23 protein-coding genes are annotated in these 26,062 nt (G+C 59.0%); 8 read left to right on the top strand and 15 right to left on the bottom strand.

Annotated features, from left to right (window positions below):
• The 5 genes from ASD50_RS11165 to ASD50_RS11145 all read left to right on the top strand — a co-directional run bounded on the left by ASD50_RS11165 (position 1) and on the right by ASD50_RS11145 (position 5,387).
• Positions 1 to 1,722 (top strand): recombinase family protein, encoded by a 1,722-nt coding sequence (locus tag ASD50_RS11165; protein WP_056240648.1) that lies wholly within the window; start codon positions 1 to 3, stop codon positions 1,720 to 1,722.
• Between the two features lie 262 nt (positions 1,723 to 1,984).
• Positions 1,985 to 3,016 carry a DUF4268 domain-containing protein gene (locus ASD50_RS11160; protein ID WP_056240644.1) on the top strand — a complete coding sequence of 344 codons (1,032 nt, stop codon included), beginning with the start codon at positions 1,985 to 1,987 and terminating at the stop codon, positions 3,014 to 3,016.
• Positions 3,013 to 3,918, top strand: a complete 906-nt coding sequence (locus tag ASD50_RS11155; RefSeq protein WP_056240641.1) for an HNH endonuclease — start codon at positions 3,013 to 3,015, stop codon at positions 3,916 to 3,918. Before ASD50_RS11160 ends, ASD50_RS11155 begins: the two co-directional genes overlap by 4 nt.
• A 101-nt stretch (positions 3,919 to 4,019) precedes the next feature.
• Positions 4,020 to 4,598 (top strand): hypothetical protein, encoded by a 579-nt coding sequence (locus tag ASD50_RS11150; RefSeq protein ID WP_244484492.1) that lies wholly within the window; start codon positions 4,020 to 4,022, stop codon positions 4,596 to 4,598.
• A gap of 294 nt (positions 4,599 to 4,892) precedes the next feature.
• On the top strand, positions 4,893 to 5,387 hold the full coding sequence (locus ASD50_RS11145) for a hypothetical protein (protein ID WP_056240638.1): 495 nt from the start codon (positions 4,893 to 4,895) through the stop codon (positions 5,385 to 5,387).
• 21 nt (positions 5,388 to 5,408) lie between these two features.
• On the opposite strand, the gene ASD50_RS22455 is transcribed toward ASD50_RS11145, so the two are convergent.
• The gene (locus tag ASD50_RS22455) at positions 5,409 to 6,167 is read right to left on the bottom strand and encodes a recombinase family protein (RefSeq protein WP_162252010.1); all 759 of its coding nucleotides are present in this window, start codon (positions 6,165 to 6,167) and stop codon (positions 5,409 to 5,411) included.
• Positions 6,168 to 6,744: 577 nt separating this feature from the next.
• Here ASD50_RS22455 and ASD50_RS11135 point away from each other — a divergent pair.
• Positions 6,745 to 7,356, top strand: a complete 612-nt coding sequence (locus tag ASD50_RS11135; RefSeq protein ID WP_056240633.1) for an IMPACT family protein — start codon at positions 6,745 to 6,747, stop codon at positions 7,354 to 7,356.
• 32 nt (positions 7,357 to 7,388) lie between these two features.
• Here the strand turns inward: ASD50_RS11135 and ASD50_RS11130 are convergent, their stop codons facing one another.
• A complete protein-coding gene (locus ASD50_RS11130; RefSeq protein ID WP_056240630.1) occupies positions 7,389 to 8,375 on the bottom strand; it encodes an integrase in 987 nt (328 codons plus the stop codon).
• Between the two features lie 208 nt (positions 8,376 to 8,583).
• Between ASD50_RS11130 and ASD50_RS11125 the strand changes: the two genes are divergently transcribed.
• Together ASD50_RS11125 and ASD50_RS11120 are read left to right on the top strand one after the other, a co-directional pair.
• Complete coding sequence (locus ASD50_RS11125; protein WP_056240626.1) at positions 8,584 to 9,387, top strand: hypothetical protein; 804 nt, start codon at positions 8,584 to 8,586, stop codon at positions 9,385 to 9,387.
• Positions 9,388 to 9,793: 406 nt separating this feature from the next.
• Positions 9,794 to 10,753, top strand: coding sequence for a DUF1402 family protein (locus tag ASD50_RS11120; RefSeq protein ID WP_056240623.1), 960 nt, complete (start codon positions 9,794 to 9,796; stop codon positions 10,751 to 10,753).
• A 74-nt stretch (positions 10,754 to 10,827) separates the two neighbouring features.
• On the opposite strand, the gene ASD50_RS11115 is transcribed toward ASD50_RS11120, so the two are convergent.
• The 13 genes from ASD50_RS11115 to ASD50_RS11055 form a co-directional block, all read right to left on the bottom strand.
• Positions 10,828 to 11,451 carry a transglutaminase-like cysteine peptidase gene (locus ASD50_RS11115; RefSeq protein ID WP_056240618.1) on the bottom strand — a complete coding sequence of 208 codons (624 nt, stop codon included), beginning with the start codon at positions 11,449 to 11,451 and terminating at the stop codon, positions 10,828 to 10,830.
• Positions 11,452 to 11,650: 199 nt separating this feature from the next.
• Positions 11,651 to 12,928 (bottom strand): polyhydroxyalkanoate depolymerase, encoded by a 1,278-nt coding sequence (locus tag ASD50_RS11110; protein WP_056240615.1) that lies wholly within the window; start codon positions 12,926 to 12,928, stop codon positions 11,651 to 11,653.
• A gap of 272 nt (positions 12,929 to 13,200) precedes the next feature.
• A complete protein-coding gene (locus ASD50_RS11105) occupies positions 13,201 to 13,560 on the bottom strand; it encodes a septal ring lytic transglycosylase RlpA family protein (protein ID WP_056240613.1) in 360 nt (119 codons plus the stop codon).
• 383 nt (positions 13,561 to 13,943) lie between these two features.
• Complete coding sequence (locus tag ASD50_RS11100; RefSeq protein WP_056240611.1) at positions 13,944 to 15,020, bottom strand: substrate-binding domain-containing protein; 1,077 nt, start codon at positions 15,018 to 15,020, stop codon at positions 13,944 to 13,946.
• Positions 15,021 to 15,180: 160 nt separating this feature from the next.
• The gene (locus ASD50_RS11095; RefSeq protein ID WP_056240609.1) at positions 15,181 to 15,816 is read right to left on the bottom strand and encodes a sarcosine oxidase subunit gamma; all 636 of its coding nucleotides are present in this window, start codon (positions 15,814 to 15,816) and stop codon (positions 15,181 to 15,183) included.
• The gene (locus ASD50_RS11090) at positions 15,809 to 18,790 is read right to left on the bottom strand and encodes a sarcosine oxidase subunit alpha family protein (protein ID WP_056240605.1); all 2,982 of its coding nucleotides are present in this window, start codon (positions 18,788 to 18,790) and stop codon (positions 15,809 to 15,811) included. Before ASD50_RS11090 ends, ASD50_RS11095 begins: the two co-directional genes overlap by 8 nt.
• Positions 18,790 to 19,092 carry a sarcosine oxidase subunit delta gene (locus ASD50_RS11085; protein WP_056240602.1) on the bottom strand — a complete coding sequence of 101 codons (303 nt, stop codon included), beginning with the start codon at positions 19,090 to 19,092 and terminating at the stop codon, positions 18,790 to 18,792. Before ASD50_RS11085 ends, ASD50_RS11090 begins: the two co-directional genes overlap by 1 nt.
• 16 nt (positions 19,093 to 19,108) lie before the next feature.
• Entirely contained in the window at positions 19,109 to 20,359 is a 1,251-nt protein-coding gene (locus ASD50_RS11080) for a sarcosine oxidase subunit beta family protein (protein WP_056241466.1), read from the bottom strand.
• 88 nt (positions 20,360 to 20,447) lie between these two features.
• A complete protein-coding gene (gene glnT / locus ASD50_RS11075; RefSeq protein WP_056240598.1) occupies positions 20,448 to 21,788 on the bottom strand; it encodes a type III glutamate--ammonia ligase in 1,341 nt (446 codons plus the stop codon).
• A 37-nt stretch (positions 21,789 to 21,825) separates the two neighbouring features.
• The gene (locus ASD50_RS11070) at positions 21,826 to 23,154 is read right to left on the bottom strand and encodes an FMN-binding glutamate synthase family protein (RefSeq protein WP_056240594.1); all 1,329 of its coding nucleotides are present in this window, start codon (positions 23,152 to 23,154) and stop codon (positions 21,826 to 21,828) included.
• Between the two features lie 8 nt (positions 23,155 to 23,162).
• On the bottom strand, positions 23,163 to 23,900 hold the full coding sequence (locus ASD50_RS11065; protein ID WP_056240591.1) for a GXGXG domain-containing protein: 738 nt from the start codon (positions 23,898 to 23,900) through the stop codon (positions 23,163 to 23,165).
• A 4-nt stretch (positions 23,901 to 23,904) separates the two neighbouring features.
• Entirely contained in the window at positions 23,905 to 24,801 is an 897-nt protein-coding gene (locus tag ASD50_RS11060; protein ID WP_056240589.1) for a class II glutamine amidotransferase, read from the bottom strand.
• Between the two features lie 276 nt (positions 24,802 to 25,077).
• A complete protein-coding gene (locus tag ASD50_RS11055; protein WP_056240586.1) occupies positions 25,078 to 26,046 on the bottom strand; it encodes a 2-hydroxyacid dehydrogenase in 969 nt (322 codons plus the stop codon).
• Positions 26,047 to 26,062: the final 16 nt, after the last annotated feature.

Here is a 26,062-nt window from a genome sequence, read left to right as displayed (position 1 = left end):
ATGACAGTGGACACACTCAACAACACTCTTCCCGATGCGCAGACCCGGGTGGCGTTGTACCTGCGTGTTTCAACTGGCCGGCAGGCTGAACATGATCTGTCCATTCCCGATCAGCGACGGCAGGCCATGGCGTATTGTGAAGCGCGGGGATGGACCGTCTCTGCGGAGTATGTCGAACCCGGTGCGAGCGGCACCGATGATCGCCGCCCTGAACTTCAGCGCATGCTCGACATGGCGACGACCGAGGGCGCGCCCTTCGATATCGTCCTTGTCCATTCCTTCAGCCGCTTCGCACGGGACCATTTCGCGCTGGAGTACCATGTCCGGCGCTTAAGAAAGCACAATGTGCGTCTGGTCAGCATCACCCAGGATTTGGGTGATGATCCGATGAGTGTGATGGTGCGGCAGGTGTTCGCGCTGTTCGATGAGTATCAATCGAAAGAGAACGCGAAGCACACGCTGCGCGCCATGCAGGAGAATGCCCGTCAGGGCTTCTGGAACGGCGCAAAAGCACCCTATGGCTATAAGGTCATCGCCGCCGAGCAACGCGGCTCAAAGACCAAAAAGCGTTTGGCCATCGACCCCGTCGAAGCCGAGACCATTCGGCTAATTTTCAGGCTCTTCACCAAAGGCGACGGCACAACAGGCCCGATGGGCGTCAAAGCCGTGGCGAACTGGCTCAACGATCACGGCTACCGCACGCGCCAGGGCGCGCGATGGGGCATTGGCCCTTTGCACAACCTGATCACCAGCACCGTCTATAAGGGCGAATACCGCTTTAACCGTAAAATCTGGAAGACCAAGGAAGACAAGCCCGTTGCCGAGCAGATCATGGTCCCGGTGGAGCCGATCATCGACGGCAAGACCTTCGATGATCTGCAAGCTGCCCTCAGGGCCAGAAACCCTAAGGCCACACCGCCGCGCACGGTGACTGGCCCCATTCTGCTGACCGGTCTTGCGACCTGTGCCAGCTGCCATGGCGGCATGACACTCAGAACTGGCAAGTCCGGTCGCTATCGCTACTACGCGTGCGCCACCTGCGCCCAGAAGGGCAAGAGCGCCTGCAAGGGCCGCTCAGTCCCTATGGATAAGCTCGATACCATCGTCACCGAACGCATCGCGGATCAGATTCTGACGCCCCAGCGCGTCGAAAAGCTCCTGACGGGCTTGATCGAACGGCAGGCAAACCGCAGCGCCGATTACACGGACCGCATCACCAACCTCAGAAAAAACCTCAGCGAGACAGAAGCGCGCTTGAAGCGCCTTTACGACGTCATCGAGAACGGCATCGCCGATCCCACTGACGAAACTCTGAAAGACCGCATCACCGCGATTAAAACCGAGCGGGACATCGCCCAGGTCGCGCTGGACCGCGCTCTCACCGAGCTTCGTCCCGAAGCACGGATCACGCAGGATAAGATCGCAGCCTTCACGACCATCATGCGCGACAATATTCAGAACGGGCCCATCCCGTTCCGCCGCGCCTATCTCCGCGCCATGATCGACAATGTCGAAGTCGACGACACAGAAATCCGTATCCACGGACGAAGAACGATTCTGGAAAGGCTGGTGATGGGCGGTGGGGCCTCTCCCGCAGGAGTGCCCAGTTTTGTTCGGAAGTGGCGCACCCGCTCTATCCAGCTGAGCTACGGGTGCTTTCAGGATCGCAAGCGCGATACGGAAAACAGTGCGCCGCCGAAGCGGTTAGCCAAGGCTTCTTAGCGGAACGGCGCAAGCGCTTCAACGGGTGAAATCGAGTTGTGCGCCCTCCGAAGGCAGAGGTCACAGGTTCGAATCCTGTCGGGTGCGTGCCGGGGCTGTGCCGGGGCTGTGCCGGAAGCGAAGCCCGGAGCTGATCAGATGTTAGCCCGGTGGCATTTTGCCAGTGGTTTGAACATGCAACCTTAGAGAACGAATCATTCAATCTATTCCACTATGACAGACTCTGCTTCACGGCGTGCACATAAGTCGCTCGAAGGGATGCATGAAGATGTTGCCAGCACTAGGTAGGATAACAACAGTTAGGACAACTGACGTCTGGCAAAATGAGCCCTACGTTTTCACTCCGTGGCTAGCACAGAATCTCGATCTGCTTGCCGAAGCCCTCGATATTGATGAGCTTGAACTCAAGGGAACTGAAATGTCCGCCGGCGATTTCCGGATCGACATTCTGGCCGAGGATTCTCAAGGCAACCCGGTAATCGTTGAAAACCAGTTCGGAGCTACCGATCACAAGCATCTCGGTCAGCTCATAAGTTACGTCGCCAGCCTCAGTGGTAGAGCGACGATGGTATGGATTGCAGAACGTATAAAGGAGGACCATCGAGCTGCCATCGACTGGCTGAACGCGAGCACGGTGGAGGATTTCGATTTCTTTGCTATAGAAGTAGCGGCACTTCGAATTGCTGACAGTGTGCCCGCGCCCGTGTTGAGGGTAGTCGCGAAACCAAACAATTGGGCCCGAAGAGTAGGTGCGGCGGCTCGTGAGGCTGCATCCGACGGGTTGGCAGAACGCCACAAGGCACGTATCGCCTACTGGACTTCATTTGCAAAATTCTTGGATGCTAGCGACAGCAAATTCCGCATTCGCACACCGGGCAAAGACCATTGGCATGAGTTTCCCATTGGTCGGGCCGGCTTCGCGATAAGTTGCACAATCACTATGAGCAAACAGCGCGTGGGTGTCGAACTCTATATACATAGCGATCCGCTAAAGATCGCCTTTAAACAACTTCTCGCGCAACGAGAGTCGATCGAGGCTGAATTTGGTGAGCGGCTCGATTGGCAGGATCTGAATGGCAAGAAAGGATGTCGCATCGCCAGCTTCCTTGAAGACGTTGATGCGGCTGACAAGCACACATTCCCAAGACTTCATACGTGGATGCTCGACCGGATGACGCGCTTTCGTGATGTCTTTGCAAATCGGGTGCGGATGATCGACTTAGAGATCGAAGAGGCGTCCGAAGACGAAGCTGTGTTCTCGATGGAAACTACACCTACCGGAGATACGCGATGAAATACTGGTGGGTGAATCAGAACCAAACACATGAAAGCGAGATTGGCGGAGGGTATTTATGGTCGCCGAAAACCAAGCGAGACGGTGGTAGAAACGTTTTCTATGACAACATGACGGCAGTTGAGCCAGGCGATATTATTTTTTCGTTCTATAACCAGCACATAAGCGACATTGGCGTTGCCATCTCGCCAGCTTACTCCAGCCCGAAACCGGTGGAGTTCGGGTCTGCGGGAGACTATTGGAACATTCAGGGTTGGCGCCTACCTGTGCGCTTTTTTAGTGCCGACACAGTGATCCGTCCGGCTGACCACATGGAGCAGATTGGACCGCTCCTTCCGTCAAAATATGCACCGCTCCAAGATAGCGGCCGAGGTAACCAAGGGGTCTATCTGGCTGCTCTTCCAGTGGAACTGGGACGGCTGCTGTTGAAACTATGCGATTCCGAAAACTCGATAGCGATGGATGAGACAACGGAAATCGCCACCGAACAAAGAACCGACATTCCGCCCACAACAAAAATGCAGATCATCCAGGCCAGACGTGGACAGGGCATTTTTCGCGATCGGCTTGTCCACATTGAAAAATGCTGCCGAGTTACAGGGCTGACCGCACTCGATTTCTTAGTCGCCAGTCATATGAAGCCATGGGCCCGTTCAACTGATTTGGAGAAGCTCGATGGTCATAACGGCCTCCTCCTCGCTCCTCATATTGATAGGCTGTTCGATCGTGGCTTTATCTCATTCGAGGACGATGGCACGCTTTTAGTCAGCCCTCGCCTTCCGCAGGAAGTTATCGCAGCCTGGGGCATTTTTACCCCATGCAAAGCGCGACGGTTCCAAACTGATCAACTCCCGTTTGTTGCATATCATCGAGGTGTGCTTTTCAAGCGCGACCCATTCTGAGCCGTTTCCCGCCACACAGCAGCTCACTGGCGCGCTCCGACACGCGCGGTGCTGCTCTATACAGATTTCGCGCGGAGCCGTCTGGTGAGCGCCCCTGATGCTTGGATATTGACATCAAAGGCTGGATGCTTGGCGCGCCTGCATTTACAAAGTATTTTCGGCAACCAAGCTATAACCGACACATGATGGTGGAACAAAAATATCCCGGTGAACTGGCATCTCCGCAACAGATCCAGGAACTTGCGGAAGAATATCATAGGGCGGCCAATCAGCTTCTAACACTCGGGCGACCCGGAAAGCCACTGACACGAGCACCATTCAGATTGTCAGCTCTACAGGCCATCGAACTCTACTTGACGGCATTGCTTCTCCACCGCGGACACAATCCCGTTCAAATCCGCAAAATGCAGCATGACCTGTGGGCGCGGACGGAGCACGCTGTTGCAACGGGACTGCGCCTTCGTGCAAAGACGGTCAGGCATCTGCAAACCCTCAGCCAGAATCGGGAATATCTCATTACGCGCTATGGGCCGGAACTGGCGGCGACAGCCTCACAGATCAACCGGCTCACCGCGACTCTCGATGAGGTCGCCGCAAAAGTGACCACACTGATCTCACAGCCTTCGCGAACGTCGCAGCCGCCTGCTGGTGGCCAAGCGGCGGCTGACGGCAAGGTTTGAATTTAACCCTTTCAAATTCTTGCTGCCAAAATTTCCCTTCGGTTACTCTCAGGGAGGCGCGCCCGGAAGGCCGGACCAGCGTCGGCGCGGCTCGGCGCTGAACGCAACCAGCATAACACCGGCGGTGGTCCATAGTTCGCCAACCGAATCACGTTTGCTGACACAGGGGAGCTCACTGATGTATTTCGTTCGGTCTCCTGCTGCTATATGCACACAGGATCGGAAACCGTCTGGTGGCCGGCCCTCGCGGTCTGGTGTAGATCCATCTACAGTTGGAATGTCGATGGATTTGAGATGCCCAAGAAGCCAAAGCGCGACAATGCCTATTATGAGGCGCAGCTAAAGCACCGCTTTCCCGCCATACATTCTGACTATAGGTCCGGGAAATATAGCTCGTTGCGAGAAGCTCTTATCACGTCTGGCATCAAACAGCCGCGTTCTCGGCTCCATGAGCTAAAGAACGCCTGGCTGAAGGCCACGGCCGCTGAACAGCGTGAATTCTTGCGCTGGCTGAACGCTCAGACAGCCGTGATGACCGGGCCATCAGCACCTGCTTCCGGTAGCGGCACTACCCAGGTAGCGGTGAACCGACGGCTGGAAGCGTGGGCCACTTCCAGGATCAGGGACATTATGAACAAGCGTGGTCTAACGATCGGGGACGTCATGCATGAGATGGGCTATAAGCGTTTGAATGCTTCGTTGGGCCGAGCGCTGGCACGCCGAGATCAATTGCAGCCGGACGTCATTTCCGCGCTAGAAAGATGGCTGCAGGCGAACAAAAGCATCTAGGATTGGCAAGTGCTTCTTCGACTAGAACGTGCCGAATTCGGGATTGTCCTTATACATTTCTTTGAGACCCTCACTTTTTCGAGAGCAAATGTAGGCTTGCGCTTCTCGCCTGGGACGACGAATGGCTGAAATCGTCCAAGGCAGATTTCGGCTCGTCCGAATTCCACGCTGATTCAGAATATCTGCAAGCTCACGAGCGGCGACATCTTCCGGAAGTGTCTCAAGGACTGAAACGATCTTGAGGACTGTTTCATTTGCTTTCCGGATACGAGATTCTCTCCCGAGACGCTGAGCTTCCGGAAGGTTCTTTCTGTTCCCAAGTTGAACACCCTCCGCCTTTTTTCGAGTAAGAGCTTCTCGCGTGCGCTGGGCGATGAGTTCCCCCTCGCGTTGAGCACGTGCTGCTTTAGCAGCGATAATGACTGGATTGTGAAGTTTTCCATCCCTGGCAGAGATAATGGTTACGCCATACTTGCTGACAATCTCATTAACGGTGCTGGTTTCCCGAGATATTCGATCCAGACCCGAAACGATGATAGGAATGCCATCGGAGATGGCTCTGCCGATTGCGGCCTGTAGGCCTGGGCGCTTGAGAAGATTGTGTTCTCCTCGGCCAGAGGCAATATCATGATACTCGTGTTTAAGCTGGTGTCGATCCGCTTCCGCGTAGGCCGTAATAGCTGCCCATTGCCCTTCTAACCCAACACCGCTAGCGCCTTGCTTATCTGTGGACACGCGCCTGTAAGCGATCGCATCCTTCCATCTTCTTGATCTACCCATCCTGAGACTCCAAGCGGTTGATATGAGCATATCTATACGATACCTTTTACAAATGCTCAGAACCAGATATGGTGTCAATCAGGAGAGCATCAAGAAATTGGTGCGAACTCATGGTGCCATGCAACAGGCCCGGTCGAAGGGAGGGATCGTCGATAAGCTATTTTGGCAACCGGAACCATCCGGATCAATGCAAGTGGAAAATCTCTAGGACTTCATCGCCTACCAAGGAGTTTGACATGGCGATCGTGACAGCATGATTCTCATCGGTATCGAAAAGGGTTGTGAATTTTTGCAAGGCGGCAGGATCGATGATTTATGGCACATGCTCAATCGTCCTGCTCTCATCAGAATCGAAATACAGACCCACTATTCACTTCGAGGGAACGGAAACCATCGTGTATTCAGCGACATACATTGGCACCGCCCGGTTGATCGGGATTTCGGCCGAATATATCAGAATAAGATAAAGTTCTGTATCAGTCGTTGTTCGTCAATCTAGCGTAAAGCGGCGTCAACTTTCTGGCGCAGAAACGGGTCGAAGCGTTGTCTACATTCAGGTTCTCCAACTTAGATTGACATGGCGAAATTGACTACGCTTGACAGATTTACGCTTGAAGGCCCGAGCACCTTCAAGCAGGAAATAAGGAAAAGTCGCTTTGTGGCGGTTGCTGGCCACATTGCAGGAGAGGCGGAAGCAAAAGACTTTATCGCTTCCCATTCGGATCCAACGGCTTCACACAATTGCTGGGCGTGGCGGGCTGGTCAGAACTACCGGTTCAATGATGGCGGCGAACCAAGCGGCACGGCCGGGAAACCAATCCTGCAGGCGCTCGACGGTCAGGCGCTCGACAACGTCGCCATCGTGGTCGCACGCTGGTTCGGTGGCGTGCTTCTCGGCAACGGCGGTCTCATTCGAGCTTACGGCGGAACGGCTGCGATGTGTTTGCGATCAGCAACGAGAGTGCCGGTCATCTCGACCGTCGAGATCACCGTTGCGTGTGATTTCTCTGACCTGGCTCTCATCCAATCGAGGCTATCTGCGATGGAGTCAGCGCGGGTGATCTCTCAGCGCTACAGTGGGATCGGCGGTGAGATCGTTCTCAATGTTCATGAAGCGGAAGCCGACATCGTCCGGCAGATGGTTCTCGATCTAACGAGCGGACGAGCCATCATTTCCGACAGAGATTGAAACGACACCGGGTGATCCAGTCATAGATGCATCTACGCAAGCTTGGCGACTAGGTCCTCGGCGCGCAAATGGCTATAGCGCTGTAACATCCGAAGCTCTTTATGTCCCGATATTGTCGCCGTCTCGATTACGTTAAGGCCGCGTTCCAGCAGACGCGACACAGCTTCGTGGCGCAAATCATGGAAGTGCAGATCGGTCAGTTTCGCGCGCGTCCGGAGATGTCCCCAGGCTTGCTGCACACCGCTTTTGGTCGACGGCACGACTCGCTCGTCGATCTGCTGCTGCTTGAGAACACCGAGCGCGTCGAGGGCACGGCTGCTGAGTGGCACGTCGCGGCTCTCACCATTCTTGGTCATGTCCAGATGAGCAATACGTCTGTCGAGATCCACATCGTTCCAGGTGAGCGAAAGCATCTCACCCTGGCGCATGGCAGTCTCGATTGCCAAGATGATCAGTGGTCGCATGTAGGGACTGCGTCCGGCGTCGGCGGCAGCGAGCAGAAGTTGCTCTTCATCCCCATTCAAACGACGATCGCGACCGCGCGGAGGTGCTGGGCGCCGGATCATGCGGACAGGGTTTTGCACCATGTGCACACCCCATTCTTTGCGTGCCACGTCGACCGCGTGCGCGATGGTATTGAGCTCGCGTATCACGCTGGACGTTGAGACAACCTTGAGGCGCTCGTCGCGATAGCTGGCGATGTCGGCAGACGACAGCATGGCGAGCGTCCGGTGCGCAATGTCTCGCTTCATCAGTGCCTTGACGCGATATGTTTCTGTGGAAGCGCTGCGCTTGGTCGGTGTGATTTCCATCAGATAGCGAGCCAGCAGTTCACGGACGGTCATGCGCTCGGCGAGCCGCGTATCGGGCAGGTTACCGCAGCGGTCGATGTCGGCTTCGAGATTGCGCGCCCACCTCTCAGCGTCAGATTTTGCATCAAAGGACTTGGCACGCGGGGCCAATCCTTTACGTCTGACTTGGGCCTGCCACCTTCCTCGAAGCCGCCGGATCGTCGCCATGAAGCACCTCCTCGGGTTGTGCCTCATTCGAGTAGGACGCCCCTCAGATGGAGCCAAGGAGGTTTCCAGCTACAGTGTGATCAAATTGTGCCGGGAGTGTCAGGGGCGCTCTATGGCGCTTTGTAAGGCGCTGCATGGATCGTGGAATATCAAGGACTTCCGGACAACCGAACAGTGCAGAGAGCGCTGCTTTTGATAGGCAGATGTAGTGTATACACCCAGACGGGAGCATGCCGACCAAACCACTGAGGTTGAATTGGTGATCAAGAGAAAGCGCAGGAAACCGCTAAAATTCAAGATCGCATTAGCTAAGATTGAGGAAATCGCTCGACATGTTGGTGACGACATCGAGGACGCCTTACTGAACATGTCCGTGATGGAAGCGGGAAACGACCTGATTAATGCTGCCCCTGAGCGGACATACCCAGGGGCAAAATCCTACTCTGCTATACAACATGCATTGACCATCAGCGTGCTGCTAACTGTAGCCAGATTGTTCGATCAAGACGGCCCGCATAGAGATCCGAACAAGAGCGACAAAGCATCACTTCCGAATCTGATACGGCTACTAAGTCAAAAGCGCTGTGCAGAGGAATTTGCGAGGCGAGCGCGCTCATGGATACCACACATGCCGGATATTTCAGATTCACAAGAGGCAGCCTGTAGAGAGGCGCTCTCCGGCGCAATCTCCAGCTACCGCACTTTCCGCAAATCAACTTCTTATCGCAACGCGCTGAAACGTGTCCGAGAACTTCGAGATCGCGAGATTGCCCACTCTCTCACACGTCCACCTCGCGAAGCGCTGCCCATCTATCGAGAGCTTTTCGACCTGCTGAAAATCTCTAAAAGCATCGTTAGGCTCGCGAGATTCGCGATTGAGGGAAGTAACTTTGACTACGATGACGTCGAGCGTATCATGCGTAATGACGGCGATCGGTTTTGGCGAATGGCCCTATTAGGAAGACGGAGTGAAAACACATCCGACCCTCAACTGGATCAAGATGCACACTGATCAAGGGAGAGTGGCGGGGTTGTGCCAAATAGCTGATTGACCCCAACGAAATCCGGAGGATACCCTTGCCCGTAAGGCTTTGAATTTATTACAATGCCCAATTTACCCAGCTTCGGAGCTCTATCCAGCTGAGCTACGGGTGCTTTCAGGATCGCAAGCGCGATACGGAAAACAGTGCGCCGCCGAAGCGGTTAGCCAAGGCTTCTTAGCGGAACGACGCCAGCGCTTCAACGGGTGAAATCAAGTTGTATTCGGGCCCAAAGCCAAACCAGTCGCGGTGGTCGCCCCCAAAGGTGTGGCGAAATGGAAGCATAACGACCTCTTTCTTGCCATTGGCGTACACAAGCCTCGACTCGCCAAGTCACTTTCCATAGGTTGCGCCGCATCTACTCCCGAGCGGCAACGTATGAAGAAACTGGCCCTTGTTGTTCTGAGCCTTGTTGCGGCGGCAATTGTCATGCCCGCAAGCGCGGCCACGCTTGTGCCGCCCGGCAACACGTCCGTCGAGCAACCGCCCATTCCAGGCGCCTCGTCCCGGCGCACGCAAGCGACGAATACGACCTTCCAGGCGAAGTACCGCAAGATTTACGGGCTCCTGAAAAGCGATGCCGCCCTTCGCGACAAGATCAGGCAGGCCGCCGCCGCCTACGGCATCAAGCCCATCCACATCGTCGGCGCCATCGTCGGCGAACATACCTACAACGTGGATGCCTATGACAGGCTGCAGACCTACTACGTCAAGGCGATCTCGTATCTGTCCAGCCAACTCACCTTTGCCTACAAGGGCGAGGACGTTTCCGACTTCGTTGAGCGGCCGGAATTTGCCGACTGTTCCAGCCAGGCCGGCAGCTATGAGCTTTGGGAATGCCGGGAGCAAGTATGGAACCGCTCGTTTCGCGGCAAGACCGTCGGCGGAACCAGCTTTCCCAACGACCGCTTCGGCGCCACGTTCTTCCAGCCTTACTATGCCGGGCAGACCTTCGGCCTCGGCCAGCTCAATCCGTTGACCGCCTTGCAGATGAGCGACATCGTCCACAAGGTTTCCGGCCTGCCGCAACTCGATGTGAAGGACCCCAACCAGGTCTACAAGACCATCATGGATCCCGACCTGACGCTTGCCTACGTCGCGGCTACGCTCAAGAAGTCGATCGATGCCTACAGGGATATCGCTGGTTTCGACATTTCCGAGAACCCGGGAGTAACGGCCACACTCTATAACGTCGGCAATCCCGAAGCCCGCGCCTATGCGCTCAAGACGGAAAACGAGCGCCGCAGCGCCGCCGGCGAAGCCCAGAAGATGCCGGAGGAAAATTATTACGGCTGGCTGGTGAACGACAAGCTGCCGGAACTCGAGGCGCTGTTTTAAGGCGTTACAATTTCCTGCCCGGCACTGAAAAAGTGTCGAAACCGGCGCTTTAAGGCGGCCCGATCAGCGGAAATCTATTCGACAGAGCCAACCAGAACCTGCTGGTCATCGCGGATCGAAACCCAACGGCCGGTGTTGTCGATCGCCTGGCGCTTCAGGAAACGGTAGCCGGTCTGATCCCAGGAACGCACCTTGTCGTTCAGGTTGTCGAGCACGAAATCGCCTTTGCTCGTGCGCACCGTCAACACGGCATGGCCCTCGCCGTCAGGCTTGCGCACTACCGTGATGAGCAGATTCGACAAAGGCACGCCCATGCGGCTCAGCATGCGGCGCTTTTCCAACACATAGTCCTCGCAGTCGCCCACGCCCTTGTCGGGATAGGCCCAGACTTCGTCCTTGCCGTAGATGTCGATATCGTTCATCGGCTTGACGGCGGCGTTGACCGTCGCCGTCACACTGGCCAACTGCTTCCAAAGCGCTCCAGTCATCCTTACGGGCGAAAGGTCGGCCGAGCGAACCGAGCATTCCATGGGGTTGGCCTTGCAGAAATCGTAGTGCCCGATCGGCTGCGAGGTTATCCCGCCAGTCATCATGGCGCCGGCGGCGGCAGCGGAAGTGACAGCCGATGCGGCAGCCACAACTCCAACCATCCCTGCGATGCAGAAGCGCAACCCTAGCGCCACCGGTGAGGAATTCATTGTCCCCGCTCGCCCCTGTTTGTTAACGAAAAGTTAAGGGCGATTTACACTCCGTGTCAATTGAACACGGCGGCTGTTTGCAAGCATGGTTACTCGCGCGAGGGCGACCGCGGCGATTGTGCAACAGTGTCGCATATCGGCAACCAGGTGCCGGTAGCGATAGATGTGGTTAAGCCGGGCTGCGGTTCAGCTTCTAGGGTCAGGCCCTAGATGTACGCACCAGCCGTGGCTTGGCCGGCGCGCGGTTTTGTCGACCGTGGCTCACGATGAAATCGACGATCCGCGGCACGATCTCCGAACGGAAGCGCGAACCGTTGAAAACGCCGTAGTGGCCAACGGCCGGCTGCATGTAGTGAGCCTTCATGCCGTCCGGGATATTGATGCAAAGGTCGTGGGCGGCCCTGGTCTGGCCGATGCCCGATATATCGTCGTTCTCGCCCTCGACCGTGAACAAGGCGGTGCTGCGAATGGCCGACGGGTCGACAGGCGTGCCGCGGTGCATCATCTCGCCCTTCGGCAAGGCATGGCGGATGAATACCGTATCGACGGTCTGCAGATAGAACTCTGCGGTCAGGTCCATCACCGCCAGATATTCGTCATAGAACTCCCGATGCTTCTCGGCGCTGTCGCCATCGTGCTTGACGAGATGCATGAAGAAATCCTTGTGGGCGATGATATGCCGGTCAAGGTTCATGCCCATGAAGCCCGAAAGCTGCAGAAAACCGGGGTAAACGAAGCGCCCGAAGCCGGGGGCCGGCCACGGCGCTTGCATGATGACATGCTCGCGGAACCAGTCGATGCCCTTTTCCTTGGCAAGCGCATTGACGGCGGTCGGGTGGCTGCGCGTATCGATCGGGCCGCCCATCAGCGTCATGGTCGAAGGCGCAAAGGCATCGCCGCGCGCCTCCATCAGTGAAACAGCAGCCAATACCGGCACCGAAGGCTGGCACACCGCCATGACGTGGGTGTCGGGGCCAAGCTCATGCAGCATGTCGATGACGTAGTCTACGTAATCGTCGAGATCGAAGCTGCCCTCAGCCATCGGCACCATGCGCGCATCCACCCAGTCGGTAATGTGCACCTCGGCATGCGGCAGCATCGCCTCGACCGTCCCGCGCAGCAGGGTCGCGTAGTGGCCCGACATCGGCGCCACGATCAAAAGCTTTGGACCGGGGTTTTTGCCCGCAGGCATCGCCTTGTTGAAACGGATAAGATTGCAGAACGGCCGCGACCACACCACCTGCTCGCTGACCGGAACGCTTTTCCAGTCTACCTCGACGGAGGTGATGCCAAAGCTCGGCTTGCTGTAGTGGCGCGTGGTGCGCTCGAACAGTTCGGCGGTCGCGGCAATCGACCTTCCCCACAAGGTGTTCGACAGCGGATTGAGCGGATTGCTGTAAAGCATGCGCACCGCATCCGCATAGGCGCGGGCGGGCTGCAAGGCCGCGTGGTTCAATTCGTAGAGCTGATAGAACATGCTAGGTCCCCGCTGCTGCTTCCGACGAAGGACGACGAAGCAGCGCCGAGCCTTGACTGTCTCGCGCAGAGGTTAACAACAAATTGCTGCGACGCAATACATCAATGCACGTTTTGGACATTGGACATTGGTCCAAGCCATTGAGAACGCGAAAGCATTTTGAGGAGCCGGCTACCAGCGCAGGTGCGAAGCCGGCAAAGTCCCGGATGGAAAATAGTTTCCACCACGCTCGCGGCAGAACTTCCCCAAGGTCAAGCCCTCAGGCTGAGACCCTAGACCTGCGCCATGCAGATGGACGTATGGCCCGACTTGATGAACCCAAGCCTGTTCGCCGCACCTTTCGACAGGTCAAGCACGCGGCCCTTGATGAACGGACCCCGATCATTGATGCGTACGACTACACTCTTGCCGTTCTTTCGGTTGGTGACCTTGACGCGCGTGCCGAACGGCAAGGTGCGATGGGCCGCCGTCAGCGCGGACGGGTTCATGCGCTCGCCCGAAGCGGTGCGCGAATGCAGAGCATACCAGGAAGCGCGGCCACATTGAGCCGCCGCGTCATTGGTGGAAAGACCCATCACCATCGCTGCCGTCAATGTCGCCGCGACAAGGGCAGACTTGCTTTTTCTGTCCATGAAAGGAACTGGCTCCGTTTTCAGATACGGGGCCGTAGGGGGCAAATGAGGCAGCAAATGCGGCGAGCATCCGTCAGAAACGTGGCGGAGTCACACTTTTCGAATCACTTCGACACAGTTTGTCAGGCGTTTTCTAACCTATATCGATTGAATACATATAATGAGTAATTGAAATAGGAAAAAATATTTAGTCCGAAAGCTGCTCCTATTTGCTTCAATACACAACGGATATCCTATCGAATGTTACGAGTGATACATTCGCGCTCATTCGTTGATCTTGGGAATTGTGCGTCCATCAGTCCCAAATCGGGACACGACTCAGCCGAACTGATATTCCCACTATTGATGCCGAATTGCCGGATGGCTGGCAGCCCGAAGCTGTCTCAGGCGTTTTCGCGGAAGAACTTCTTGACCGTCTTCACGATGCCGGCGTCGGACACGGCATAGCCCGGTAGCGTCGACACCGCTCGACGGTAGTCGGTGCCGGAAATGATCTCGCGCAGCCGCTCGATCGGCTTGGAATTAAGGATGTTGGAACGGCACAGAAAGAAATAGTCCTCGCGAATGACGTGGACGAAATCCAAGTCGAATTCGATCGCTGCCGCCTCGACGCCGAAACCGGTGTCGGCCATGCCCCTGGCGACATGGGCGGCGACCGCAGCATGGGTCAGTTCCACGTTCTGGTAGCCGGGAATGCGGTCGCTTTCGATCTTTTCCTGCGCCAGCAACTGCTCGAACAGAAGGCGCGTGCCCGAACCGGCATCGCGGTTGACGAAGGTGATGGTGGGATCGACCAACGAATGAAGGCCGGTAATGTTGAGCGGATTGCCGCGCTTGACGAACAGGCCCATCTCGCGCGTCACGAAGCCAAGCACGCAATAGATCGAGGGATCGAGCCAGCGCTTGCAGTCGGCGGCGGCCCGCTTGCGCAACTCGCCGTGCGGCAGGTGAATTGCGGCAAGCTCGCATTCCTGGGCTCTCAGCGATTCCAGCGATGCCTGGTTGCTCATGTAGCGAAGGTCGAGATTGGTGCCGGGTTCGCGGGCGATGAACTCACCCAGCTTGGAAATGGCGAAGCCGTGGCTGGCGTGGATCCTGATGCGCGGCGGCAAGCCCGGCAGCAAACTTGCCAGTTCCATCTCCAGTTCCTGGGCGATGTTGTGCAGTTGCGGCCCAAGGCGCGCGTTGAGGTGCTGTTCAGCCCAGACCAGCTTGTTGCCGAGTGCGGTCAGATGGGTGCCTTTGCCACGCTGGCGTTCAACCAGCGGCTCGCCGAAGAAGGCCGACCACTGGTCGACAAGGTTCCATGCGTGGCGATACGACATGCCGCTGTGGTCGGCGGCGCTGGCGAGTGTGCCCGTCTGCTTGATTTCGCGCAGGATGCTCAAGATGACGCGCATCGAATGCGGCGAGGTCTCGCTCGTGAAATTCCACAAAGCCTCGATCTGGATCCGCATCATCGCGCGCCGGCCTCCTTGCCAACACTGTTAAATGGCCAAGGCCAAATATACAGTCGAGCACGCGAACCAATATGTCGCTGCCGGAAAATGCGGCGCAAAACTTTGCCCGTGGAGGCATTGGCGCCGGCGCGTGGCACCGGCGTCCAAGGGTCGAAACCCGTCAGTGACCGGTGCCGCTTGCGGCCACCTCAACGCCATACTCCAGCGAAGACTCAACAAAAAGGTGCCACAGCGTGTCCGAGAAGCTGGTGAAGACGAGCGCCACGTAAGCAGGGTTTCCGCTTGCGTCGTCTGCCTCGCGCCAGAAATTCACTGCGGTGTGATCGATCGATGTCGTGGCGGCCGAGCCGACCGGGAACACCGAGTCGTGCAAGTCGAGCGACGTCATCTTGGCGAGCGCATCCCGCGCATTCGGGCCGGAGATGCGGATCAGGCAGCGTCCGTCCGACTGATTGGAAAGCGATGCCGAACCGGAAAACGCCTGTTCCTGCTGCTCTATGGACGGGGCTGTCTGCGGCAATTCCGAAAAAGCCAGGAACTGGTCAGGACCGGACCACACCAAGGTAACCACCTTGCCGCTCGATATCTTGAGAGCGGCAGGCGGCTCGGCTCCGAACAGCTTCTTTGCAGCCTTCGCCACGTCCGCGTTGCGGCCGCGCCGCGCCATGACCTGAACAAGCGCGATGTCACTGACATGCGACAACGCTACACCGGGCGCGCCCTTGCCTGCCCCATGACGGCCGGGGACAAGCGCCTTCTTGAGCGGCGATTGCGAACTCCAGACAAAATCAGGCACGCTGGCGCACTCCCTCAGGATCGTAGAACACCGGGCTGCATAGCTCGACATCATAGGTTTCGTTACGCAACGGATCATGCGCCTTGACGATTTCGCCGTGGCGTTCTGCGCCGCGAGAAACAAGGCCGAGGCCCAGCCACTGGTTCTGGGTCGGCGAGAAGCAGACCGAGGTGACATAGCCCTGATCCGTATCCGGCCCCGGTATCGCGCCCTTGGGCACGATGTGGGCGCCAGAGCGCAGGCGACGCGCCTTGTCGACCGGGCGGATGCCAACGACGACCTGGCGGTCCGGCGCGGTCAGCGCCTCGCGCTGCGAAAGCACGCGACCAATGAAGTCTTTCTTCTTGGACGCCATCTTGCCGAGGCCGAGATCGCCGGCAGTGGTCGTGCCGTTCAGTTCCGGACCCGCGACGTGACCCTTTTCGATACGCATCACGCCAAGCGCTTCAGTACCGTAAGGCGTAACGCCGAAGGGTTCGCCGGCAATCATCAGGTTGCGTGCCATGGCCTCGCCATAGCGGGCAGGCACAGCGATTTCGAACGCCATTTCACCGGAGAAGGAGATGCGGAACAGCCGCGCTTCCATGCCGCCGCGCAGCTTTACCGTGCGTACGCCCATGAACGGGAAGCCTTCGTTCGACATGTCCTCGGATGGGTCGACGAGCGCCTGCAAAAGATCACGCGTGCGCGGTCCGGCAATCGAGAACTGCGCCCATTGGTCGGTTGCCGACGACAACTGCACGTCGAGTTCCGGCCACAGAACCTGCCGGCAGAATTCGAGATGCTGCATCACCGGGCCGGCCTTGGCCGTGGTCGTGGTCATGAAATAGTGGTCTTCGGCAAGGCGCGAGGTCGTGCCGTCGTCCATGACGATGCCATCTTCGCGCAGCATCAACCCGTAGCGCGCCTTGCCCACTCCAAGAGCCGAGAAGGCGTTGATGTAGACGCGGTCGAGGAAAGTACCCGCATCCGCGCCACGCACATCTACCTTGCCGAGCGTCGAGACATCGCAGAAGCCAACGCCATTGCGAACCGCGAGAACTTCACGCGTCACCGACTGCAGCCAGTCGGTCTCGCCGGGCAGAGGGAACCACTGCGCGCGCTTCCACAGGCCAGTATCCACGAACACCGCACCACGCTCCGCCGCCCAGTAGTGCGAAGGCGTCAGGCGAGTGGCATGGAAATTTTCGTCGCGGTTGTGGCCGGCGAGCGCACCGATAGCGACAGGCGCATAAGGCGGGCGATAGATTGTCGTGCCGGTATCGGCAATGCTGCGGCCAACCGCATCGGCCATGATGGCAAGGCCGGTGACGTTGGACGTCTTGCCCTGGTCGGTCGCCATGCCAAGCGTGGTGTAACGCTTGAGGTGCTCGACGGATTCATAGCCTTCGCGCTGGGCCAGCTTCACGTCGGAAGCAGTCACGTCGTGCTGGAAGTCGACGAATGCCTTGCCCTTCACCTGCACATGCCACAGCGGCTTGATGGCGAAAGCTTCGTCGGAAGCCTTGGCGGCGTTGCCGGACTTGCCCTTCGCACCAGCTTCAGCGGCTGCCATGGCGCCCGCTGCATGACCTGTCCGCAGGCATGCGCCCAGCGACAGATCGCCATTGGCCGCACCTGCCATGGTCATGCCCGCTGGGGCATTGGCTGGCACGAATGCTGCAATATCTTCCCGCCATGCCGGCTTGCCGCGATGGAAGCAGGAAAGCGCAAGATTGGGATTCCAGCCGCCGGACATAGCCAGGCAGTCGGCCTCGATCTTCTGGTTGCCGCCCGCGCCGTTGACAGTGATGCTGTTGACACCGTCGACGCCGCCGCCGACATCGGCGACGACACCCTGGATGACGCGGATACCGGAGTAGTCGCCCGTCGCCGGCTTGCCGCGCGGGTCGATGACGGCAGCCACTTCGACGCCGGCGCGGCGAATGGCGTCGACCGTGGTCCAGCCATCGTCGTTGTTGACGAACAAGGCAATGCGCTTGCCCGGCAGGGCAGCAAAGCGGTTCACATAGGTACGCACAGCCGAAGCCATCATGACCGCAGGCCGGTCGTTGCCCGGGAACACGATCGGACGCTCGATGGCACCCGCGCCAACAACGCTGCGCTTGGCAGAGATGCGCCACAGGCGCTGGCGAACCTGATGCTCGGGCGGCTGCGGCACGTGATCGTTGACGCGCTCGAGCGCACCGAAGTCGCCACCGTCATAGACGCCGAACACTGCGGTGCGGGTCATGATGCGGACGTTTGGAAGCGAGGACAGTTCGGCAACCGCCGACTGCACCCATTGCAGCGCATCGACGCTGTCGATCACGCCGCCATCGGACTGGAGCCTGCCGCCAAGCTGGCTGTCGTCGTCACACAGGATGACGCGCGCGCCTGCCCGGCCGGCTGAAAGCGCAGCCGCAAGACCGGTCGCGCCACCGCCGACGACCAGCACATCGCAATGCGCCCAGGCCTTGTCGTAGTGGTCCGGGTCGGCGATGCCAGCCGTCTTGCCAAGACCGGCAGCGCGGCGGATCGCAGGCTCGTACAGGGCTTCCCAAAACTTGGCTGGCCACATGAAGGTCTTGTAGTAGAAGCCGGCGACGAAGATCGGCGAAGCCAGCTGGTTGACCGACATGAAGTCGTGGCGCAGCGAAGGCCAGCGGTTCTGGCTCTGCGCGACGAGGCCGTCATAGAGCTCCGAAGTGGTGGCGCGTGTATTGGCCTCGCGCCGCGCGCCGGTGCGCAGCTCAACCAGCGCATTCGGCTCTTCCGGGCCGGCGGTCAGGATGCCGCGCGGACGGTGATACTTGAACGAGCGGCCAACCAGCCTGACGCCGTTCGCCACCAGCGCGGAGGCGAGCGTGTCGCCGGCAAAGCCGGTCATCTGCTTGCCGTCGAAGCTGAAATTCAACGGGGCATTGCGGTCGATCTGGCCGCCACTACCCAAGCGGTGCGACTGGCCCGCGACGGTTCTGGTGCTACCCTCCATCACCGTTCTCCTGCTTGCTTCGCCTTCGCGGCGCCCGCGCCGGGGGCTGCCGTTACCGACTTGAATTCATGGGTTGTCGTACTGCGCTCGGCGATCAGCCACGACCGGCAGCCGCCACCGTGATACCAGTATTCACGGGTGAGCCCGGCCACATTGTCGCGCAGGTAGACATAGTCGTAAAATTGATCCTCAACGGCCACACCGCCGTCGATCGGAGCATCGGGCCGTTTGGGTGAGGCGTCGCCAAGGTAAGTAAACTCGCCCGAGTCGCGTGCGCCGCAGAAGGGACATGCAATACGCATTCGCCAGTCTCGCTGTTTAGTGCAGGTTTGGTTGGGCGCCCTGGCCCTTTTCGTCGATCATCGCGCCGCGCCGGAAACGGTCGAGGCGGAAGCGTCTTGCTTCCTCATGCGGCTCGTCACGCGCCAGAAGATGGGCAAAGACCAGGCCGGAAGCAGGCGTCGCCTTGAAACCGCCATAGCACCAGCCGGCATTGAGGTAGAGCCCATCCACCGGCGTCTTGTCGATGATCGGCGTGCCATCCATCGACATGTCCATGATGCCGCCCCACTGGCGCAGCAGCCGGACGCGCCCGATCATCGGCATGATCGCCATGCCGCCTTCGCAGACGTCTTCCATCACCGGCATGTTGCCGCGTTGGGCATAGGAATTGTAGCCGTCGAGGTCACCGCCGAAAACGAGACCGCCCTTGTCGGACTGGCTGACGTAGAAGTGGCCGGCGCCGAAGGTGACGACGCCCGGGATCAGCGGCTTGATGGCCTCGGACACGAACGCCTGCAGGACATGGCTTTCGATCGGCAGGCGCAGTCCAGCCATTGCAGCGACGCGCGAGGAACTGCCAGCAACCGCCATGCCGACCTTGCCGGCGCCGATGGTGCCGCGGGTGGTCTCCACGCCGGTGATGCGCCCATTGGTGCGCTGGAAGCCAGTCACTTCGCAATTCTGGATAATGTCCACGCCGAACTCATCGGCGGCGCGGGCATAGCCCCAAACCACGGCATCATGACGAGCGGTGCCGCCGCGACGCTGCATCAAACCGCCCTGGATGGGGAAGCGCGCATTGTCGTAGTTCAGGAAGGGCAAGATCTGGCGGATCTGGTTGGCGTCGAGAAGCTCGGCGTCGATGCCGTTGATGCGCATCGCGTTGCCGCGCCGCGCGAAGGCGTCGCGCTGGGCATCCGAATGATAGAGGTTGATGATGCCGCGCTGGCTGACCATCGTATTGTAGTTGAGGTCCTGCTCCATGCGTTCCCAGAGCTTCATCGAAAGCTCGTAGAAGCTGGTGTTGCCCGGCAGCATATAGTTGGAGCGGATGATGGTGGTGTTGCGGCCGGCGTTGCCGGAACCGATCCAGCCCTTTTCCAGCACCGCGACATTGCGGATGCCGTACTCCTTGGCAAGGAAGTATGCGGTCGCGAGGCCGTGGCCGCCACCGCCGATGATCACTACGTCATAGTGGCTCTTGGGTGCCGGATCGCGCCAGGCGCGGCCCCAGTTCTTGTGGCTCGACAAAGCCGCCCGCGCCAAAGAAAAGATCGAATACTTCATGACATCCATATTCCGCTGCGCGGGATTCATGTTTGGGTCAATGGAACACCGCGGCACCGGAGCGCCGCGGTGTTTGATATGATGCCGATCAACAATCGAGCGTGTTGTCGACTTCCCACTGGGTGAAGTGAGTGGCGTACGAATTCCACTCCAGCATCTTCAGCTTGATGAAGCCATTGGACAGGTCATCGCCAAGTGCTGCCTTCAATTCCTTGTCCTTGTCGAACATGCGGATGGCATCGAGCAGGTTCAGCGGCAGCTTCGGACCCGACTTCACCGTGTGGCCGTCCTGGTACATGTTGATGTCGCTGCGCTTGCCCGGATCAGCCTTGCTGCGCAGTCCGCTGAGACCGGCTGCAACGATGACAGCCTGCATCAGGTACGGATTGGCTGCGCCGTCGGGCAGGCGGAGTTCGAAGCGGCCGGGGCCGGGAACACGAACCATGTGGGTGCGGTTGTTGCCGGTCCAGGTCACCGTGTTCGGCGCCCAGGTTGCACCCGAGGTCGTACGCGGAGCGTTGATGCGCTTGTAGGAATTGACCGTCGGGTTGGTGATGGCGGCCATGCCGGAAGCGTGCTTCATGATGCCGCCGAGGAAGTGCATGCCGCGCTCGGACAGGCCGTCCTTGGCGTTCTTGTCGGCAAACACGTTCTTCTTGCCCGACAGATCCCATGCGGAGATGTGCGCATGGCAGCCATTGCCGGTCAGACCCGGGAACGGCTTCGGCATGAAGGTCGCCCGCAAGCCGTGCTTTTCGGCAATCGTCTTGATCATGAACTTGAAGAACGAATACTTGTCGGCGGTGGCCAGGACGTCATCGTAAGCCCAGTTCATTTCGAACTGGCCGTTGGCGTCCTCGTGGTCGTTCTGGTAAGGCTCCCAACCGAGTTCGAGCATCGCGTCGGCAGCTTCGGCAATGATGTCGTAACGGCGCATCACGGCCTGCTGGTCGTAGCAAGGCTTGTTCGAACGGTCGAGCTCGTCGGCGATCAGCTTGCCATCCGGCGTCGTCAGGAAGAATTCCGGCTCGACACCGGTCTTGACGCGGATGCCTTCCTTGGCAGCTTCGGCAACGAGGCGCTTCAGCGTGTTGCGCGGAGCCTGGTCAACGCTCTTGCCTTCCATGACGCAGTCGGAAGCGAGCCAGGCGACTTCCGGCTTCCACGGAAGCTGGATGACCGAAGACGGATCCGGAACGGCCAGCATGTCAGGATGGGCTGGCGTCAAATCCATCCAGGTGGCGAAGCCGGCAAAGCCAGCTCCGTCCTTCTGCATGTCACCGATCGCGCGGGCCGGAACGAGCTTCGCCCGCTGCATGCCGAAGATATCGGTGAAGGTTACCATGAAGTACTTGATATTACGGGCCTTGGCATAGTCGGTAAGGTCGCTCACAGCGGATCCCTCCAGTTTCGCCTCGAATGTTCCCATTGCAGTTCCCCTGTTCTGTAGCTTTCGGAGGTATGGCTTAGAGACCGCCCTGCCCGGGGATCCAACCGGTGCCGGCAAGCGGGACGCGCGCCATGGCGGCGGCCTCGATCGTCAGCGCACACAAGTCTTCCGGCTCAAGGTTATGAACGTGGTTCTTGCCGCAGGCACGCGCGATGGTTTGCGCTTCCAGCGTCATGACCTTCAGGTAGTTTGCCAAGCGCCGGCCGGCGGCGATCGGATCGACGCGTTTCATCAGTTCCGCGTCCTGAGTGGTAATGCCAGCCGGGTCCTTGCCTTCATGCCAGTCGTCGTAGCAGCCGGCAGTGGTCCCGAGCTTCTGGTACTCGGCTTCCCAACGCGGGTCGTTGTCGCCGAGCGCGATGAGCGCAGCGGTACCGACAGAGACGACGTCCGCACCGAGTGCAAGCGCCTTGGCGACATCGGCGCCGTTGCGGATACCGCCGGAGACGATGAGTTGGACCTTGCGGTGCATGCCGAGATCCTGCAGCGCCTTCACGGCAGGACGAATGCAAGCGAGCGTCGGCTGGCCGACATGCTCGATGAACACTTCCTGCGTGGCGGCGGTGCCCCCCTGCATGCCGTCCAGAACGACGACGTCCGCGCCCGCCTTAACTGCAAGTGCCGTATCGTAGTAAGGACGCGCGCCGCCAATCTTGACGTAGATCGGCTTTTCCCAGTCGGTGATTTCACGCAGTTCGAGAATCTTGATCTCGAGATCGTCCGGGCCCGTCCAGTCGGGGTGACGGCAAGCCGAGCGCTGGTCGATGCCCTTTGGCAGCGTGCGCATTTCGGCAACGCGATCGGAAATCTTCTGGCCGAGCAGCATGCCGCCACCGCCTGGCTTCGCACCCTGGCCGACAACCACTTCAATGGCGTCGGCGCGACGCAGGTCACGTGGGTTCATGCCGTAGCGGGAAGGCAGGTACTGGTAGACCAGGGTCTGCGAATGGCCGCGCTCTTCCTCGGTCATGCCGCCGTCGCCGGTGGTGGTCGAAGTGCCGGCAATGGTCGCGCCGCGGCCGAGGGCCTCCTTGGCCGGACCGGACAGCGAGCCGAAGCTCATGCCGGCAACGGTGATCGGGATCTTCAGCTCAATCGGCTTCTTGGCGAAGCGAGTGCCGAGCGTAACCTTGGTTTCGCATTTTTCGCGATAGCCCTCGAGCGGGTAGCGCGAAATCGAAGCTCCGAGGAACAGGAGGTCGTCGAAATGCGGAACCTTGCGCTTGGCGCCCGAGCCGCGGATGTCGTAGATGCCGGTTGCCGCCGCACGGCGGATTTCCGACATGCTGTATTGATCGAAAGTCGCCGATCCACGCGGTGTAGTCGGAGGATTGTGATAGGACATGTTCTACCTCAGTACGCGTCGGCGTTGTCGATATTGAAGTTGTAGAGGGTGCGCGCGGAACCGTAGCGCTTGAACTCCTCCGGCTTGACATCGGTGATGCCCGCTTTGGCCAGCAGATCCTTGAGGATCTCGATGTGCTCGGGGCGCATTTCCTTCTCGATGCAGTCGGCGCCAAGGCTCTTCACCTTGCCGCGAACGAACAGGCGGGCCTCATAGATGGAGTCGCCGAAGGCGTCGCCGGCGTCGCCGAGAACAACGAGGTTGCCCGACTGGGCCATGAAGGCCGACATGTGGCCGATGTTGCCGCGCACCACGATGTTGATGCCCTTCATCGAGATGCCGCAACGCGAGGAGGCGTTGCCTTCGATGACGAGCAGGCCGCCACGGCCGGTCGCACCGGCGTACTGGCTGGCATCGCCCTTCACGACGATGGTGCCGGACATCATGTTTTCGCCGACGCCCGGGCCCGCCGAACCATGCACGGTGATCGTGCTCTTCTGGTTCATGCCGCCGCAGTAGTAGCCGACGCTGCCCTTCACATCGATGGAGATCGGGTGCTCTGCGCCGGCAGCCACGGCATGGCTGCCCTTGGGATTGATAACTTCCCAGCTGGTCGCGTTGGTGCCGTCCTGGATCGAATGAAGAGCCTGGTTGAACTCACGCAAGGTGATCTTGCTGAGGTCGAACACCTTCGGTTCGTAGTTAACTTTGCTCGCTGGAGCTGTGGCCAGATTGGTCGCGTGCATGCTCTCAGTGCTCCCAGAAATAAACGGTTGAGGGTTCCGGCTCCCAGACCCGGGCATTTTCGATGCCGGGCAGGTTGGCCAGCGCGCGGTATTCCGAGCCGAAAGCAACGTACTGGTCGGTTTCGGCCATGACGGCGGGCTTGCAGGCAATCGGGTCGCGAACGACGCCGAAGCCATTCTTGGTGCCAACGACGAAAGTGAAGAAGCCGTCGAGGTCGTTGAGGCTCGATTCCAGCGCCTCGCCGAGGTTCTGCCCATGGGCAATCTTGGAGGAGAGATAGGCAGCCGCGACTTCGGTGTCGTTCTCGGTCTCGAAGCGCATGCCGTCGCGGATCATCTCACGACGCAGGTTGTTGTGGTTCGACAGCGAGCCATTGTGCACCAGGCACTGGTCGGGACCGGTCGAGAAGGGGTGCGCACCCAAGGTGGTGACAGCCGACTCGGTCGCCATGCGGGTGTGGCCGATGCCGTGGCTGCCGCTCATCTTGGTAACGTCGAAGCGCTTCACCACTTCCGCGGGAAGTCCAACTTCCTTATAGATTTCAATGGCTTCACCGGAACCCATGACGCGGGCGTTCGGGCGCAGTTCGGCGATAGCGGCGCGCGCCTCTTCGAGCTTCGCAACCGGCACGTCGAAAACAGCGTGGGTCGACTTGACGATCGACGACACCTTGGTGCCGATCTTCTTGCTGAGCTCGGCATCGAGACCCTGGAAATCAGCTTCCGGGTTCGGCGACTGGATGGTGATCTTGCCGTGGCCCTTGGCGCCATTGCCGTAGATGGCAATGCCGGCGCTGTCCGGGCCGCGATCGGTCATAGTTACGAGCATTTCGGACAGCAGGGCGCCCAACTGGGGCTCCAATTTCTTGTCCTTCAAAAAAAGTCCCACAATTCCACACATCGCCGTTACCTCAGCCAGTTTGATGTCTGAAAAAGAAGCTAACAGGTTCCAATAGCAAATTCAACTGTCATGAATTTTTTATTCCCGTAAGAAAAATCGGGGCGTACTACCGGAGAAATTGCTGCATCGCCTTTGCACACCCAAACGGGCACGAAATGGCGCGGCATTGCTAAGCCTTTGCAGAATCAGCAGTGAATCGGAATTCGGCTCACAAAAAGCGAAGGCCCCGGACTGAAAAGTCCGGGGCCTGAACAGTGAAACTTCCGATGCCCGCGTTTACGCTACCTTATCTGGTAGGGGTTTTCCGGCGAAGAAAGCCGTGAGGTTTTCAAACGCCTTCATGCCCATGGCGACGCGCGTTTCCTCGGTGGCGCTGCCCAGATGCGGCAACAGCACGACATTTTCCATTTTTACCAGCGCGGCCGGCACTTCTGGCTCGTTGGCGAACACGTCAAGGCCGGCGCCGGCGATGCCACCGCTCTCCAATGCCGCCACCAGCGCGTCCTGGTCGACCACGTCGCCACGCGCCGTATTGATAAGGAACGCGCCCTTCTTCATTGCGGCAAGCCGGGCGGCATTGATCAGATGGCGGTTCTCGGCACCGCCAGGGCAATGCAGGGACACGAAATCGGATTGCGCCAACACTTCTTCTATGGAGTCGAGTTGCCTTGCGCCCATGGCGCGGGTCTCCTCGTCATCGACCTTGGAACGATTGTAGAAGACGATATCCATGTCGAAGCCGAAATGGGCGCGCTTGGCGGCTGCCTTGCCGATGCGGCCCATGCCGATGATGCCAAGCGTCTTGCCGGTCACCTTGGTGCCGATCATGTGGGTCGGGCACCAGCCATGCCATTCGCCGGCGCGCAACTGGCGCTCGCCCTCGCCTGCCCGCCGCGCAACCGCAAGCAACAGGCTGAGCGCAATGTCGGCGGTGCAGTCGGTCAACACGCCAGGAGTATTGGTGACGGCGATCTTGTGGTCGCGCGCAGCATCGATGTCGATATGGCTGAAGCCGACGCCATAGTTGGCGATGAGCTTGGTGCGGATATCGGCGTCCGGGAAGACCGACCTCGGCAGCTTGTCGCTGACGGTCGGCAGGATCGCGTCGAAATTCAAAAACGCAGCCTTGAGCTGCGTTGCGGTGAGCGGAACGTCGCCCCGGTTGAAGGTCGCATCGAAATTCTCGGCCAGCAATTGCTCGACCGCTGCCGGCCAGCGACGGGTAACGATTACACGAGGCTTCATATCCACTCTCTGCTTG

This window comes from Mesorhizobium sp. Root552 (genome assembly GCF_001427285.1).
Classification (GTDB): Bacteria; Pseudomonadota; Alphaproteobacteria; order Rhizobiales; family Rhizobiaceae; genus Mesorhizobium.
Note: the sequence above shows the minus strand (reverse complement) of the source record. Positions and strands in the feature narration are given on the sequence as shown.

Excerpts from the sequence above, each read along its gene's own strand:
- ASD50_RS11100 (WP_056240611.1), bottom strand. The coding sequence starts at position 15,020 with ATGATGCGGATCCAGATCGAGGCTTTGTGGAATTTCACGAGCGAGACC.
- ASD50_RS11160 (WP_056240644.1), top strand. The coding sequence starts at position 1,985 with ATGAAGATGTTGCCAGCACTAGGTAGGATAACAACAGTTAGGACAACT.
- ASD50_RS22455 (WP_162252010.1), bottom strand. The coding sequence starts at position 6,167 with ATGGGTAGATCAAGAAGATGGAAGGATGCGATCGCTTACAGGCGCGTG.
- ASD50_RS11120 (WP_056240623.1), top strand. The coding sequence starts at position 9,794 with ATGAAGAAACTGGCCCTTGTTGTTCTGAGCCTTGTTGCGGCGGCAATT.
- ASD50_RS11110 (WP_056240615.1), bottom strand. The coding sequence starts at position 12,928 with ATGTTCTATCAGCTCTACGAATTGAACCACGCGGCCTTGCAGCCCGCC.
- ASD50_RS11130 (WP_056240630.1), bottom strand. The coding sequence starts at position 8,375 with ATGGCGACGATCCGGCGGCTTCGAGGAAGGTGGCAGGCCCAAGTCAGA.
- ASD50_RS11070 (WP_056240594.1), bottom strand. The coding sequence starts at position 23,154 with ATGTCCTATCACAATCCTCCGACTACACCGCGTGGATCGGCGACTTTC.
- ASD50_RS11060 (WP_056240589.1), bottom strand. The coding sequence starts at position 24,801 with ATGTGTGGAATTGTGGGACTTTTTTTGAAGGACAAGAAATTGGAGCCC.
- ASD50_RS11145 (WP_056240638.1), top strand. The coding sequence starts at position 4,893 with ATGCCCAAGAAGCCAAAGCGCGACAATGCCTATTATGAGGCGCAGCTA.
- ASD50_RS11105 (WP_056240613.1), bottom strand. The coding sequence starts at position 13,560 with ATGGACAGAAAAAGCAAGTCTGCCCTTGTCGCGGCGACATTGACGGCA.
- ASD50_RS11055 (WP_056240586.1), bottom strand. The coding sequence starts at position 26,046 with ATGAAGCCTCGTGTAATCGTTACCCGTCGCTGGCCGGCAGCGGTCGAG.
- ASD50_RS11090 (WP_056240605.1), bottom strand. The coding sequence starts at position 18,790 with ATGGAGGGTAGCACCAGAACCGTCGCGGGCCAGTCGCACCGCTTGGGT.
- ASD50_RS11080 (WP_056241466.1), bottom strand. The coding sequence starts at position 20,359 with ATGAAGTATTCGATCTTTTCTTTGGCGCGGGCGGCTTTGTCGAGCCAC.
- glnT (WP_056240598.1), bottom strand. The coding sequence starts at position 21,788 with ATGGGAACATTCGAGGCGAAACTGGAGGGATCCGCTGTGAGCGACCTT.
- ASD50_RS11065 (WP_056240591.1), bottom strand. The coding sequence starts at position 23,900 with ATGCACGCGACCAATCTGGCCACAGCTCCAGCGAGCAAAGTTAACTAC.
- ASD50_RS11085 (WP_056240602.1), bottom strand. The coding sequence starts at position 19,092 with ATGCGTATTGCATGTCCCTTCTGCGGCGCACGCGACTCGGGCGAGTTT.
- ASD50_RS11155 (WP_056240641.1), top strand. The coding sequence starts at position 3,013 with ATGAAATACTGGTGGGTGAATCAGAACCAAACACATGAAAGCGAGATT.
- ASD50_RS11135 (WP_056240633.1), top strand. The coding sequence starts at position 6,745 with ATGGCGAAATTGACTACGCTTGACAGATTTACGCTTGAAGGCCCGAGC.
- ASD50_RS11115 (WP_056240618.1), bottom strand. The coding sequence starts at position 11,451 with ATGAATTCCTCACCGGTGGCGCTAGGGTTGCGCTTCTGCATCGCAGGG.
- ASD50_RS11165 (WP_056240648.1), top strand. The coding sequence starts at position 1 with ATGACAGTGGACACACTCAACAACACTCTTCCCGATGCGCAGACCCGG.